This window comes from Rhodococcus ruber (assembly GCF_016804345.1).
GTDB classification, from domain to species: Bacteria; Actinomycetota; Actinomycetes; order Mycobacteriales; family Mycobacteriaceae; genus Rhodococcus; species Rhodococcus ruber.
In genome coordinates, this window is record NZ_CP044211.1 from 346,386 (window position 1) to 359,105 (window position 12,720).

Annotated in this window: 14 protein-coding genes; 7 read left to right on the top strand and 7 right to left on the bottom strand. The window is 71.5% G+C overall.

Annotated elements, in window-relative coordinates:
- Window positions 1-386 precede the first annotated feature (386 nt).
- The 3 genes from ctaD to F1734_RS01635 all read left to right on the top strand — a co-directional run bounded on the left by ctaD (window position 387) and on the right by F1734_RS01635 (window position 3,291).
- A complete protein-coding gene (ctaD, locus tag F1734_RS01625; RefSeq protein WP_203011277.1) occupies window positions 387-2,117 on the top strand; it encodes an aa3-type cytochrome oxidase subunit I in 1,731 nt (576 codons plus the stop codon).
- A 1-nt stretch (window position 2,118) separates the two neighbouring features.
- On the top strand, window positions 2,119-2,346 hold the full coding sequence (locus tag F1734_RS01630) for a hypothetical protein (protein WP_010595389.1): 228 nt from the start codon (window positions 2,119-2,121) through the stop codon (window positions 2,344-2,346).
- A gap of 72 nt (window positions 2,347-2,418) precedes the next feature.
- Window positions 2,419-3,291 (top strand): spermidine synthase, encoded by an 873-nt coding sequence (locus F1734_RS01635; protein ID WP_010595390.1) that lies wholly within the window; start codon window positions 2,419-2,421, stop codon window positions 3,289-3,291.
- Between the two features lie 5 nt (window positions 3,292-3,296).
- On the opposite strand, the gene F1734_RS01640 is transcribed toward F1734_RS01635, so the two are convergent.
- Entirely contained in the window at window positions 3,297-4,325 is a 1,029-nt protein-coding gene (locus tag F1734_RS01640; protein WP_203011278.1) for a PHP domain-containing protein, read from the bottom strand.
- 39 nt (window positions 4,326-4,364) lie between these two features.
- Between F1734_RS01640 and F1734_RS01645 the strand changes: the two genes are divergently transcribed.
- Together F1734_RS01645 and F1734_RS01650 are read left to right on the top strand one after the other, a co-directional pair.
- Window positions 4,365-5,027: a SanA/YdcF family protein gene (locus F1734_RS01645; protein ID WP_225223001.1), complete on the top strand. Its 663-nt coding sequence runs from the start codon at window positions 4,365-4,367 to the stop codon at window positions 5,025-5,027.
- Between the two features lie 9 nt (window positions 5,028-5,036).
- Entirely contained in the window at window positions 5,037-5,708 is a 672-nt protein-coding gene (locus F1734_RS01650; RefSeq protein ID WP_010595393.1) for an SDR family oxidoreductase, read from the top strand.
- A 67-nt stretch (window positions 5,709-5,775) separates the two neighbouring features.
- Here F1734_RS01650 and F1734_RS26400 read toward each other — a convergent pair whose 3' ends face one another.
- The 5 genes from F1734_RS26400 to F1734_RS01675 form a co-directional block, all read right to left on the bottom strand.
- Complete coding sequence (locus F1734_RS26400) at window positions 5,776-6,579, bottom strand: DUF6777 domain-containing protein (protein WP_237211207.1); 804 nt, start codon at window positions 6,577-6,579, stop codon at window positions 5,776-5,778.
- A 279-nt stretch (window positions 6,580-6,858) separates the two neighbouring features.
- Complete coding sequence (locus F1734_RS01660) at window positions 6,859-8,139, bottom strand: hemolysin family protein (protein WP_203011279.1); 1,281 nt, start codon at window positions 8,137-8,139, stop codon at window positions 6,859-6,861.
- A gap of 134 nt (window positions 8,140-8,273) precedes the next feature.
- Window positions 8,274-8,657, bottom strand: a complete 384-nt coding sequence (locus tag F1734_RS01665; RefSeq protein ID WP_017681048.1) for a nuclear transport factor 2 family protein — start codon at window positions 8,655-8,657, stop codon at window positions 8,274-8,276.
- A gap of 113 nt (window positions 8,658-8,770) precedes the next feature.
- Complete coding sequence (locus F1734_RS01670; protein WP_026137839.1) at window positions 8,771-9,784, bottom strand: hemolysin family protein; 1,014 nt, start codon at window positions 9,782-9,784, stop codon at window positions 8,771-8,773.
- Window positions 9,777-11,147 carry a hemolysin family protein gene (locus F1734_RS01675; RefSeq protein ID WP_119700234.1) on the bottom strand — a complete coding sequence of 457 codons (1,371 nt, stop codon included), beginning with the start codon at window positions 11,145-11,147 and terminating at the stop codon, window positions 9,777-9,779. The genes F1734_RS01670 and F1734_RS01675 overlap by 8 nt, the downstream gene beginning before the upstream one ends.
- Window positions 11,148-11,422: 275 nt before the next feature.
- Here F1734_RS01675 and F1734_RS01680 point away from each other — a divergent pair, with 275 nt between their 5' ends.
- The gene (locus F1734_RS01680; RefSeq protein WP_203011280.1) at window positions 11,423-12,241 is read left to right on the top strand and encodes an alpha/beta hydrolase; all 819 of its coding nucleotides are present in this window, start codon (window positions 11,423-11,425) and stop codon (window positions 12,239-12,241) included.
- Window positions 12,238-12,363 (top strand): hypothetical protein, encoded by a 126-nt coding sequence (locus F1734_RS26405; RefSeq protein ID WP_274382440.1) that lies wholly within the window; start codon window positions 12,238-12,240, stop codon window positions 12,361-12,363. Before F1734_RS01680 ends, F1734_RS26405 begins: the two co-directional genes overlap by 4 nt.
- Window positions 12,364-12,402: 39 nt before the next feature.
- Here the strand turns inward: F1734_RS26405 and F1734_RS01685 are convergent, their stop codons facing one another.
- The gene (locus F1734_RS01685) at window positions 12,403-12,708 is read right to left on the bottom strand and encodes a chorismate mutase (RefSeq protein WP_010595400.1); all 306 of its coding nucleotides are present in this window, start codon (window positions 12,706-12,708) and stop codon (window positions 12,403-12,405) included.
- Window positions 12,709-12,720: the final 12 nt, after the last annotated feature.

Here is a 12,720-nt window from a genome sequence, read left to right on the forward strand (position 1 = left end):
GAGGTGCGTTTCCCGTCCCGCCGGTGCGCGGCGGGTGCCCGGACCGCTCGCGAACGCGAGTATCCACAGCTGTGGAAAAACCTGTTGATCAGTGATTTTCGACCCGGCCGACGACGACCCCGGCGTCCGCGACGGCCCGGCCCGTCCGGAGCAGCGGGCGGTGTCCGGCGCACCTGGGCGAGTCCACGCCGCGCCGTGGACGTGCTCCACGTCTCATTGCCGATGTCGATGCGGCGGTGCAAGAGTCAGCGCGCCGACGGTCGGCGGCTCCGCTCGGACGTCTGCGCCGCCGGTCGAGCGGGCGGCCGCGAATCCGCCCGCTCGCGGCAGCAGGTCGGAACTCGATGCCCCGCCGGGAGGCGGGCCCGAAGGCAGGAGTCGTGGTCATGGTCGATGTCGCGCCGATACTGAGGACGCCGGACGCGCACCGGCCGTATCCTCCGACCCACCGCCCGAAAGGCTCGAGGATCCTCACGGTCGTCACCTCCACCGACCACAAGGTGATCGGTGTGATGTACATCGTGGCGGCCTTCGCGTGGTTCCTCGTCGGCGGGCTCATGGCGCTGCTCATCCGGGGTGAGCTCGCCGTGCCCGGCCTGCAGTTCCTGTCGAACGAGCAGTACAACCAGCTCTTCACCATGCACGGCACGATCATGCTGCTGCTCTATGCGACGCCGGTGTTCTTCGGTTTCGCCAATTATCTTCTGCCCCTGCAGATCGGGGCACCGGACGTGGCCTTCCCCCGGCTGAACGCGGTGGGCTTCTGGCTCTACGTCTTCGGCGGCCTCATGGCCGCGGCCGGCTTCCTCACCCCCGGGGGCGCCGCGGACTTCGGCTGGACGGCGTATGTGCCGCTGACGAATTCGCTGCACTCGCCCGGCGTCGGCGCGGACCTGTGGATCCTCGGCCTCACCGTCGGCGGCCTGGGCACGATCCTCGGCGCGGTCAATCTCATCACCACCATCGTGTGCCTGCGCGCCCCCGGCATGACCATGTTCCGGATGCCGATCTTCACCTGGAACACCTTCATCGCCTCGCTGCTGATCCTGCTGATCTTCCCGCTGCTGGCGGCGGCGCTGATCGCCCTGTTCGTCGACCGGCAGTTCGGCGCTCACATCTTCGATCCCGGCACGGGCGGTGTCATGCTGTGGCAGCACCTGTTCTGGTTCTTCGGTCATCCCGAGGTGTACGTGCTGGCGCTGCCGTTCTTCGGCATCGTCTCGGAGATCTTCCCGGTCTTCTCCCGCAAGCCGATCTTCGGCTACACCGGCCTGGTCTACGCGACCCTGGCGATCGCGGCGCTCTCCATCGCGGTGTGGGCGCACCACATGTACGCCACCGGCGCCGTGCTGCTGCCGTACTTCTCGTTCATGACGTTCCTGATCGCGGTGCCCACCGGCGTGAAGTTCTTCAACTGGATCGGCACCATGTGGAAGGGGCAGCTGACGTTCGAGTCGCCGATGCTGTTCTCGGTCGGGTTCATCGTCACCTTCCTGTTCGGCGGCCTGTCCGGCGTCATCCTCGCCAGCCCGCCGCTCGACTTCCAGCTGCACGAGTCGTATTTCGTCGTGGCGCATTTCCATTACGTGCTCTTCGGGACGATCGCCTTCGCCACCTACGCCGGCGTCTACTTCTGGTTCCCGAAGATGACCGGGCGCATGCTCGACGAGCGCCTCGCCAAGTGGCACTTCTGGCTGACCTTCGTCGGCTTCCACACCACGTTCCTGGTGCAGCACTGGGTGGGCAACGAGGGCATGCCGCGCCGCTACGCCGACTACCTGCCGTCGGACGGGTTCACCACCTTGAACATCGTCTCGACCGTCGGTGCCTTCGTCCTCGGCGCCTCGACGCTGCCGTTCCTGTGGAACGTGTTCAAGAGCTACCGGTACGGGCAGGTCGTCACGGTCGACGACCCGTGGGGCTACGGCAACTCCCTCGAGTGGGCGACGAGCTGCCCGCCGCCGCGGCACAACTTCTACGAGCTGCCGCGCATCCGCTCCGAGCGGCCCGCGTTCGAGCTGCACTACCCGCACATGAGCGAGAAGATGCGCGCCGAGGCGCACGTGGGCTGGGGTTCGCACGCCCAGACCGCTCGCACGCTCGAGGGGACGCACTGACATGACGGACGGACGACGGTTCCGCCGGTACGCGACGCTCGGGGAGACCCGTACCCGGCCCGACCCGACGGCCCTGCTGATCGCGATGCTGGTGCTGGCGGTGCTGCTCGCGTCCCCGTGGTGGCTGTCACCGGTCCCGGCCGTGCTGCTCATCGTCGCGGCCGCCGCCGGCACGGTCGCGGTCGGCGCCACGAGCCGCAGAACCATCGTGCCGACCCGCTGGTCGTAGCGGCACGGTCGGTCACCCGGACCTGCCGGCCGGGCCCCGACGGTTCCCGGCGGTCCGGCTACCCTCGATGCCATGGGCAGGCAGCGGGAGCGTCGGGCCGCGGCGGGGTCCGGCCGCGGCCCGGCCGAGGGCATCCACGACATCGACACCGGCACCTGTGAACTGGTCAAGGATCGGTACCGGCCCGACGGCTGGGTGCTCGAGGTCAACGGGGTGCCCAGCTCCCACATCGATCTCACCGATCCCACGCTGCTCGAGTTCGAGTACATGCGGTGGATCGCTCACCTGCTCGAATCGCAACGGCCGCACGACGAACGGCTGCGGGTGCTGCACCTCGGTGGTGGGGCCTGCACGATGGCCCGTTATCTCGCCGCCACCTACCCGAACGCACGGCAGGTGGTGGTCGAGATCGACGGGCGCCTGGCCGAACTCGTCCGGGACTGGTTCGACCTGCCCCGCGCCCCGCTGTTGCGGATTCGGGTGGGGGAGGGCCGGGCGGTCCTGGCCTCCCTGACCGACGCGACCCGTGACGTGATCGTCCGCGACGTCTTCGCGGTGAACCGCACGCCCGTCGCGCTGACCACCGTCGAGTTCACCCGGCACGCCCGCCGGGTCCTCGACGCGGGCGGCGTCTACGTCGTCAACTGCGGTGACACCCGGGATCTGACCACCGCCCGGCGGGAGGCAGCCACCATCGGCAGCGTCTTCGAGCACACCGCGATCATCGCCGATCCCGCGATGCTCAAGGGCCGGCGCTACGGCAACATCGTCATCGCCGGCAGCGACGCCCCGCTCGGCGAGTCACCGGCACTCGCCCGCGAACTGCTCGGCGGCGGCGTGCCCGCCCAGGTGTGGACCGACGCGCAGGTCCGCCGGTTCGCCGCCGACGCCCGCGTCCTGCTCGACGCCGAGTGCCGCCCGGGTGGCGAGGTCGCGGCCGGCTGACGTCGTCACCCGGACCGGCCCGCGGTCCAGGCGAGCAGGTCCTCCACGGGCCAGGTGTTGACCACGTCCTCGGGTTCCACCCCGCGTTCGGCGGCACGTTCACAGCCGTACCCGATCCAGTCCAGCTGACCGGGCGCGTGCGCGTCGGTGTCGATCGCGAAGCGGCAGCCGAGATGCAGCGCCAGGTCGATCAGCCGCTCCGGCGGGTCCTGCCGCTCGGGGCGGGCGTTGATCTCCACCGCCGTGCCGTGATCGCGGCACGCCGAGAACACCGCCTCGGCGTCGAAACGCGACGCCGGGCGGGTGCCGCGACCGCCCTGCACCAGCCGGCCCGTGCAGTGCCCGAGCACGTCGACGTGCGGATTCTGCACCGCCTTCAGCATCCGCTTCGTCATGATCGACCGGTCGGCCCGCAGATTCGAGTGCACGCTGGCCACCACGACGTCGAGTTCGGCCAACAGTCCCTCGTCCTGGTCGAGCGTGCCGTCGTCGAGGATGTCCACCTCGATCCCGGTGAGAATGCGGAAGGGGGTGCCGCTGTCGGCGAAGACCCGGTCGAGCTCGGCGACGACTCCCAACTGGTTGCGCAGCCGCTCCGCGGTGAGGCCGTTGGCCACCTTCAGCCGGGGTGAGTGGTCGGTCAGCGCGCAGTACCGGCGTCCGAGCGCCGCGGCGGTCCGCATCGTCTCGGCGATCGGGCTGCCGCCGTCCGACCAGTCCGAGTGCACGTGGAGATCGCCCTGCAGGGCCTCGAGCAGGCCCGCGCCGCCGCGGCCGATCGGCTCGGCCTCCTCGCGCAGTTGCCGCAGGTAGGCGGGGACGCCGTCGAAGGATTCGCGGATCACGGTGGCGGTCTTCGGCCCGATTCCGGACAGAGCCGTCCAACTGTCCGCCCGGCGCCGCGCGGCGCGCTGGTCCGGGTCGAGCCGGGCGACGACGTCGGCGGCGTGACGGTACGCCTTCACGCGGTAGCTCTCGGCGCGGTCGCGTTCGAGCCAGAACGCGACCTCCCGCAGGGCGTCCACCGGGTCCATGCGTCCATTCTCGCCGCGGCGGTCCGTAGCGTGGGGCGCATGCGCACAAATGCGAGGTGGCGACGGACGCTGACCGGAACCGCGATCGGGGTGGCCGGGGGGACGCTGGTGCTGGCCGGCGTCGCGGCCCGGGTCGCGACGCCCGCGGCCGGGCGGTTGTACACCGTCGCCGATGCGCCGGCCGCGCCGGTGGTGATCGTGCCGGGTGCCCGCGTCCGGAACGGATGGCCCATGGCGATGCTGCGCGGACGCCTCGACGTGGCTGTCGCGCTGCTCGCGGACGGCCGCGCCCGCCGCGTGCTCGTCTCGGGCGACGCAGGAGGCCGCTCCGGGGACGAGATCGCGGCGATGACCGACTATCTGGTGGCACACGGTGTGGGGCGGGAAGTGATCGCCACCGACCCGTACGGGCTCGACACGTACGACACCTGTCTGCGCGCCGCGCAGGTCTACGGGGTGCGGACGGCGGTGATCGCCACCCAGGGATTCCATCTGCCGCGGGCCGTCGCGCTGGGGCGGCGGGCGGGGATCGACCTGGCCGGGGTGATCGCGGAGTGCGACTGCCGGCTGCGCACCCGGGTGCGCAACGTGCTGCGTGAGTATGTGCTCTCTCGTCCGAAAGCGCTTGTGGAGATGCATTTTCCGCGCCCTCCGCGGGTGACGGTGGGCGTGGGCGGCGCATCGGCCGGGATCCTCGCCTAGGGTCGTCGCATGCGACCTTCAGCCCTGATCACCGGTGGCAGCCGCGGCGTCGGCGCCGCCATCGCCCGGGAACTCGCCCCCAGTCACGACCTGCTGCTCGGCGGCCGCCGCGCGGAGTCGCTCCGGGCGATCTGCGCGGAGCTTCCGCAGGCGGCACCGTGGCCGGTCGACCTGCTCGACCACGCGGCGGTGGCCGCGGCCTGCTCCGGCATCGACCGGTTGGACGTGCTGGTGCACAGCGCGGGGCTCGCCGAACTCGGGACGATCGCCGACGGCGGAATCGCGCAGTGGCGGGAGATGTTCGAGGCGAACGTGGTGGCGGTGGTGGAACTGACGCGGCTGCTCCTGCCGGCGCTGCGGGCCGCGAACGGCCATGTCGTGCTGCTCAATTCGGGGGCCGGCCTGAACGCGAGGGCCGGCTGGGGCGCATACGCCGCCAGCAAGTTCGCGTTGCGGGCCTTCGCCGACGTCCTGCGGCAGGAGGAGCCGGCGCTGCGGGTGACGTCGGTGCATCCGGGCCGGATCGACACCGACATGCAGCGTGCGATCGTGGCGAGCGAGGGCCGGACCTACGAACCGGAGCGCTTCCTGAAGGCCTCGACCGTGGCACTGGCGGTGGGGCAGGCCGTTCGGACCCCCGTCGACGCGCACCCGACCGAGATCGTGCTGCGGCCCCGGTAGCCGTCGGCGCCGGACACGACAGCACCGTCGGAACGGCAGCACCGTCGGAACGGCAGCGCCGCCGGCGTCAGAACGGCAGTGGGATCACGACCGGCGCCCCGTTCGGCAGCTGGATGCGGATCTGGGGTGGCGGCGGCGGTGGGGCCGGCGCCGGTACCGGTGCCGGGGGAAGCGGCTCCGGCGCAGGCGGCGGTGGGGGAGGCGGCGGTGGCGGCGGCGGGGGAGGCGGTGGCGGCGGCGGGGGAGGCGGTGGCGGTGGCGGTGGCGGCACCGGAGCCCGCGGCGCGGGCGCCGCGATCTCCGCCTCCGGCGCCGGCGGCGCGGGTGACGGTTCCGGTGCGGGCGGCGGTACCGGGTCGGCGGCCCCGGGCGCCGGCTGCTTGGGACCGGCGCCGATGGGCACCGCCAGCAGATTCCCGGTGGTGACGTCGACGACGGTCAGTTCGCCGACCGGCGCCGCTCCCGGCTGCACGACGAACAACCGTTCCTCGTCGAGGCCGGACCAGCGTTCTCCTTCGATCTCCTGACCCGAGGACAGAACGGGGGAGATCAGGGGACTTCCCGGCGCACACCGCACGCGAGGCACACCGCGGTCGTCGACCAGAACGACGGTTCCGGTCTCGAGGACCGACTGCACGGGCACCGCGCGTCCCCCGCGGTACTCGTGATCGGTGACCCGGGTGTCCGCCCGCAGCAGCACCGGTGTCAGGGTGCGCAGGTATGCGCGGGCGTCGGCGATGTCGAACACGTCGAGCCAGGCTGCCTGCTTGACCGGGTCCTGCTCGAGCGTGCCGGCGAGCCGCTCCCGGTCGCACAGCTCACGTTCGAGGCTGCCGCCGTAGAGGCCGGTCCGGTCTCCGGACACCGTCACCGGACCTCCGTCGGGCACGGGGAGCTCGGCCTGCGGCGCCGGTGGAACGGCGACCGGCACCTGATCCGGCAGGAGCAGGCCGCTCCATGGATGCTCGCCCCGCGATGTCGCCAGGTCCAGGCGAACCAGCTCGGTTCGCGACGGACCGTCCGTGGAGCATCCCCCCACGGCGAGCGCAGTCAGCGCGAGTACCATCCCGAATCCGCGCGCAGCGGTGCCGGCGGCCACCCGCCCATGGTAGGCGCAACCCCTCCGCGCCTCGGGTGGTTTCGGTCGGCTTCAGCCGTCGGACGTCAGGCGGACGCGAGCGATCCGGTGGCCGTCCAGTTCGCTCACGGTGAGGCGGTGACCGTCGAGGGTGATGCTGTCGCCGAGTCGTGGCAGGCGCTGGAGGTGGTGCACCATGCACCCCGCGACGGTCTCGTAGGGGCCCTTCGGCAGCCCGATCCCGGTGTCGCGTTCGAAGTCCTCGACGATCAGCAGACCGTCCACCTGCTGCGTGCCGGCCTGCGCCGGCGCGGACGGGGACGCGGCCTGCCCAGTCGGTTCGAACTCGTCGCCGATCTCGCCGACGATCTCCTCGACGATGTCCTCGAGCGTCGCGATCCCGGCGGTGCCGCCGTACTCGTCGACGACGAGGGCGATCTGGTCGTTGGTGCGTCGCATCAGCGACAGTGTCGCGAGCGCCGGCTTGGAGGCGGGCAGCGCGAGGATGGGACGGCACACGTCCGCGACGGTCGGGGCGGTCGCCGGATCGGCGAGCAGCAGGTCGCGAAGGTGCACGAAGCCCACGACGTCGTCGAGCGACGTGCCGACGACGGGATACCGGCTGTGCGCGCCTGCCAGGGCCTGTTCGCGCGCCGCCGGGAGCGGGGTGTCGGCGGGCAGGAAGTCGACCTCGGTGCGCGGACGCATCACCTCGAGCAACGATCGCTGCCCGGCGTCGAACACCTCGGCGAGCACCGTGCGCTCGTCCTCCGGCACCGCCGAATGGCTGAGCAGCAGATCGCGCAACTCCTCGTGGGTGATCTCCTCGCTCCGGCGCGCCGGGTCGGCTCCCAGCAGCCGGACGAGCCCGTCCGTGGAGACCGACAACAACCAGATCACCGGTCGCATCAGGGTGGCGAAACGGTCCAGGGTCGGTGCGGTCAGCAACGACACCCCGGTGGACCGTTGCAGGGCGATGCGCTTGGGAACGAGTTCCCCGAGGACCAGCGAGAGGTAGGCGATCACCAGGGTGGTGCCGGTCAAGGCGACGGCGCTCGCCGCTGCGGCGGGCAGCCCCCACGACTCGAGCGCCGGGACGAGGTCGGGGGCGATCGCGGAGGCACCGTAGGCGGCGGAGAAGAACCCGGCCACGGTGACGCCGATCTGCACCGCGGACAGGAAGCGGTTGGGATTCTGCGCCAGCTCGGCCGTCCGCCGCGCCCGCCGGCCCCGCTCCTCGAGCGCACGGATCTGGCTCTCACGCAGCGACACCAGCGCCAGCTCGGTGCCGGCGAAGACGCCGCCGATCAGGACGAACACCAGAACCAGGAGGATGTCGGCGAGCGCGGTCATGGCGGCCACCCTGGACCGTGGGCCATGTCGTGTCACCTCATCGGGAGGACGCGGGATACGACTTCCAGTCTAGGAGAGCCCCGGCTGTTCGGGCACCGGCCGCACCTCAGGACGGATGTTCCACGTGAAACAGTTCAGGAGGCGGGGACGGTCTGCATGTCCTCCTGGCTCCAGTAGGCCTTCATGCCGGTGATCCGGGCGTCGTCGTCGAACGTCATGACGTCGATGACCTCCATGACGAGGTCCTGTTCGCCGAGATGGGTGGTCAGCCGGAAGAGGAAGGCGGCGTTGCCGCCGGCGATCTTCAGGCTGAGCAGTTCCCCGGTCTGGGTGAGAGGCTCGATCATCGAGTAGAACTCGCGCAGGGACGCCTCGGTGGTGCGCACCTCGGTGCCCACCGGGTCCTCGACCGTGGCTCCGGGAGCGTAGAGGGCGAGCACCTCGTCCGTGGTCCCTTTGGCGACCGACCTGATGTAGGACTCGACGGTGGCGCGGATCGCGGCGGGAGTGGGAGCCATGCGGAAAACCTCCGTTGCTAGAACGCGTTCTAGCAACGGAGGTTAGCAGCGCACGCCGGGACTGGGAATGCCCGGCGGTACCGCCGCCTCGCGGGCACCCGTCCGCACCCGGCTCAGACGCCCGCCTCGGCGGTCGGCAGCAGCCGTTCGAGGACGTCGGCGAGGGTGATCAACCCGACCACCTGTCCGTTGTCGGTGACGGTGGCCAGGTGGTTGCGGGTCTCGCGCATGGTGCGCAGCGCCTCGTACACCGGCACCGTCGCCTCGAGGGTCAGCGCCGGGCGCATCAGCTCGGCGGCGGTGATCCCCGCCGCGGCGTGCAGGCTGTCGCGCACGTGCACCACCCCGTCGATGTGCCCGTTGCCGCGCACGAGCAGACGCAGGTGCCCGGTGCGCCGGGCGGTGTCCTGGATCTGCGCGGCGTCCGCGTCGGGCCGGACACTGCTCGGCCGGGCGTTGGGGCGGACGATGTCGCCGACGGTCAGCGCCTCGAGTTCGAGGGCGCTGGTCAGGTGCCCGTGGTAGCGCTCGTCGAGAGTGCCCACGGTGGCCGAGTGCTCGACCAGGTGCCGCAACGCGTCCGGGTCCTGGCCGGTGCCGACCTGGTCGACCGGGACGACCCCGACCCGCCGCAGGCACCAGTTGGCCAGGTGGTTGAGCTGCACGATGACCGGGCGGGTGACCCACATGAACGCCCGCATCGGGATCGCGAGCATGGTCGCCGACTTCTCCGGGTGCGCGATCGCCCAGGACTTCGGAGCCATCTCGCCGACCACCAGGTGCAGGAACGTCACGATGATCAGCGCCAGGACGAACCCCGCGACGTCCGCCAGCCACAGCGGCGCACCCCAGTTCTCGAAGGCCGGGGTGAGCCAATGGTGCACGGCGGGCTTGGTCACCGCGCCGAGGGCCAGGGTGCACACGGTGATGCCGAGCTGGGACCCGGCGAGCAGAACCGACAGTTCCGAGGCGCTGCGCAACGCCGCGCGGGCCGAGCGGCTGTGCGGGGCGGCGTCCTCGAGGCGGTGCCGGCGCGCGGCGATGAGCGCGAACTCGACCGCGACGAAGAAGGCACTCGCCGCGATCAGGCCGACCGTCACGGCGAGCACGATCCAGGGGTTACTCATCGTCGCTCACCTCGTGATCGGTCCGTACGGTCACCAGCACCGACGCCGGCACGTGCCGGTCGATCCCACGGACCTCCGCGATCAGCGTCCGCGTCGGGGGCGAGTTCACGTGCGCCAGCTCCGCCGGATCGGGCTCGAGTGGGATCGCGACGGTGTCTCCGACGGTGGGCAGGCCGCCGAATTCGGCGATGACCAGCCCGGCGAGGGTCTCGTAGTCCCCCTCGGGCAGTTCGTGGCCCAGGGTGCGGGCGACCTCGTCGAGGTGCACGTCGCCGCGGATCACCCAGCCCTCACCCTGGCGGGTGATCACCTGCGTCTCGACGGCGGTGTCGTGTTCGTCGGCGATCTCCCCGACGAGTTCCTCGGCCATGTCCTCGACGGTGACGACGCCGGCGAAGCCGCCGTACTCGTCGACCACCAGCGCCATCTCCTCGTGTCCCTCGGTGAGCCGGGCCAGCACGTCCGGCAGCGGCAGGGTGGTGGGCACGATCACCGCGGGCCGGCACACCGTCCCGGCCGTGCCCGTCGCGGTGTCACGCGCGAGCAGATCGTGGAGGTGCACGACTCCGCGCAGATCGTCGGCGGACGCACCGACCACCGGGTACCGGGTGTGCCCCGCGCTCATCTTCGCGAGCACCTGCGTGATCGGTTCCCCGGCCCGGACGTAGTCCACCCGGGCCCGCGGAATCATGGCGTGCTCGGCGGTGCGGGTCGGGAAGTCCAGGATCCGGTCGAGCAGCGTCGACAACTCCTTGGGCAGCTCGCCGGCCTCCCGGGATTCGGCCACGATGTGCTCGAGGTCGCGGACGGTGGCCGAGTGCTCCACGTCGTGCACCGGTTCGATCCGCAGCGCGCGCAGCAGCAGGTTCGACGAGGCGTCGAACAACTTGATCAGCCAGCCGAACAGCCTCAGATACAGCGTGGTCGACAGCGCCAGCCACCGCGCGACCGGCTCGGGCCGGGCGATCGCCAGGTTCTTCGGGAACAGCTCACCGAACACCATCTGCACCACGGTCGAGAACAGCACCGCCAGCACCGTGCCGACCGCCACCCCGACCGCGGTGGGGATCCCGACGCCGCCGAGGAGTTCGCCGAGGCCGCTGCCGATGAGCGGTTCGGCGACGTAGCCGACGAGCAGGCCGGTGACCGTGATGCCCAGCTGAGCGCCGGAGAGCATGAACGAGGTGCGGCGGGTGACCGACAGGGCGCGGGCGGCTGCGGTGTCACCGGCTTCGGCACGCGCCTTCAGCCGGGACCGGTCCACCGCCATGTAGGCGAACTCCTGGGCCACGAAATAGCCGGTCAGGGCCGTGATGGCCAGGACCACGAGGATGCCGAGTGCGATACCGAGGACTGTCAGCACGGTCGGCTCCGGGGGGCGGTGACGGACGGGCCGTCACTCTGGGGCGGGGAGGGTCTTCGAGGTTTGCGCTTGGCGCGTCTCATGGCTCTCTCTGCGATAGACGACGACTTCCTGTCACAGAATACGACGAACCGGGCCGCGGACGAGTTCCCGCCTGCCGCGCCGACCCGGTCACAGCGGCCGGGCCGGAACCCGACACCCGGCGCGGATACCACGCCGGAGCGGTCGGCAGTGCTTGGCTGTCCTGGCACACGGCCACACCCCGAGGAGCCTCGATGAACGAGACCACCACCTTCCCCCTGCCGGGGCATGCCGGCACCCTGGCCGCCCGGTGCTGGGTCCACGACCACCCCCGGTACGTCGTGCTGCTGTGCCACGGCTACGGCGAGCACGCCGGACGCTACGAATACGTGGCCACCCGGCTGGTCGCCGACGGTGCGGTGGTCTACGCCGTCGACCACACAGGGCACGGGCTCAGCGAGGGCGAACGCGTCCTGATCGAGGACTTCGAGCGGGTCGTCGACGACTTCCGCCTGCTCGACGCCACGGCCCGCAGCGATCATCCCGGCCTGCCGGTGGTGCTCGTCGGGCACTCGATGGGCGGGATGATCGCCGCCCGGTACGCGCAGCGCTACGGCTCCGAACTCGCCGCGGTGGTCCTGTCCGGCCCGGTGCTGGGCCGCTGGCCCGCGCTCGAAGCGATACTCGCGGCGGAGGAGATCCCCGAGGCCCCCATCGACCCGTCGACTCTGTCACGCGACCCGGAGGTGGGCCGCGCGTACGTGGACGACCCACTCGTGTGGCACGGTCCCTTCAAGCGCCCCACCGTCGAGGCGCTGCAACACTGCCTCGACACGATCACCGCCGCGGGCACCGTCGGCGACGTGCCCGTGCTGTGGCTCCACGGCGAGGACGACGGGCTCGTCCCCCTCGGGGGCAGCCGCGAGGGCTGGGCGACGTTCGCCGGCCCGCAGTCGACGTCGAAGGTCTACCCCGGGGCGCGGCACGAGATCTTCAACGAGACCAACCGCGACGAGGTTCTCGACGACGTCGTCGATTTCGTCCACTCACGGATCGCGGTGGGCGGCCGATGAGCACACGGTCGCGGGCGCCGGCACGTCAGCGCTCGTCCGGCGCCGGTTGCCGGGACGGCGGCCGGGACGTCGCGGAAGGCGGCCGGGCCGCCGGGGACGGCCGCCGCTCGCCGGACGGGTGAGGGCGGTCGGCGGCCCGCTCCGGCGCGACCGGGTCGCCGTCAGGATTCGCCGGCGTGCGCGCGCAGCTCGAGCGCGACGAAGGACTGCACCATCGCCGTGAACACCGCTTCCGCGACAGCGGGGTCTGCTCCCCGCGCGGCCGCCGCCTCGGCCGCGCGCCGGATCACGAGCAGGGCCCGGTCGGGCGCCGCGACCTCCGCCGCGGTGGACTTCAGTTCGGCTGCGCGGCGCACCAGAGCCTCACGCTCACAGAGCAATTCGACCAGTTTCGCGTCGAGTCCGTCGATAGCGGCACGGACGGCCGCGAGGTCGGGAAGAGACCGCTCGGTATCGGGTGCGTTCATGCGCGCATTGTG

What these genes read in the sequence shown, in the direction of transcription:
- F1734_RS01650 (WP_010595393.1), top strand. Translation starts at nt 5,037, where the DNA reads ATGCGACCTTCAGCCCTGATCACCGGTGGCAGCCGCGGCGTCGGCGCC.
- F1734_RS01630 (WP_010595389.1), top strand. Translation starts at nt 2,119, where the DNA reads ATGACGGACGGACGACGGTTCCGCCGGTACGCGACGCTCGGGGAGACC.
- ctaD (WP_203011277.1), top strand. Translation starts at nt 387, where the DNA reads ATGGTCGATGTCGCGCCGATACTGAGGACGCCGGACGCGCACCGGCCG.
- F1734_RS01660 (WP_203011279.1), bottom strand. Translation starts at nt 8,139, where the DNA reads ATGACCGCGCTCGCCGACATCCTCCTGGTTCTGGTGTTCGTCCTGATC.
- F1734_RS01640 (WP_203011278.1), bottom strand. Translation starts at nt 4,325, where the DNA reads ATGGACCCGGTGGACGCCCTGCGGGAGGTCGCGTTCTGGCTCGAACGC.
- F1734_RS01645 (WP_225223001.1), top strand. Translation starts at nt 4,365, where the DNA reads ATGCGCACAAATGCGAGGTGGCGACGGACGCTGACCGGAACCGCGATC.
- F1734_RS01665 (WP_017681048.1), bottom strand. Translation starts at nt 8,657, where the DNA reads ATGGCTCCCACTCCCGCCGCGATCCGCGCCACCGTCGAGTCCTACATC.
- F1734_RS26405 (WP_274382440.1), top strand. Translation starts at nt 12,238, where the DNA reads ATGAGCACACGGTCGCGGGCGCCGGCACGTCAGCGCTCGTCCGGCGCC.
- F1734_RS01685 (WP_010595400.1), bottom strand. Translation starts at nt 12,708, where the DNA reads ATGAACGCACCCGATACCGAGCGGTCTCTTCCCGACCTCGCGGCCGTC.
- F1734_RS01635 (WP_010595390.1), top strand. Translation starts at nt 2,419, where the DNA reads ATGGGCAGGCAGCGGGAGCGTCGGGCCGCGGCGGGGTCCGGCCGCGGC.
- F1734_RS01680 (WP_203011280.1), top strand. Translation starts at nt 11,423, where the DNA reads ATGAACGAGACCACCACCTTCCCCCTGCCGGGGCATGCCGGCACCCTG.
- F1734_RS01670 (WP_026137839.1), bottom strand. Translation starts at nt 9,784, where the DNA reads ATGAGTAACCCCTGGATCGTGCTCGCCGTGACGGTCGGCCTGATCGCG.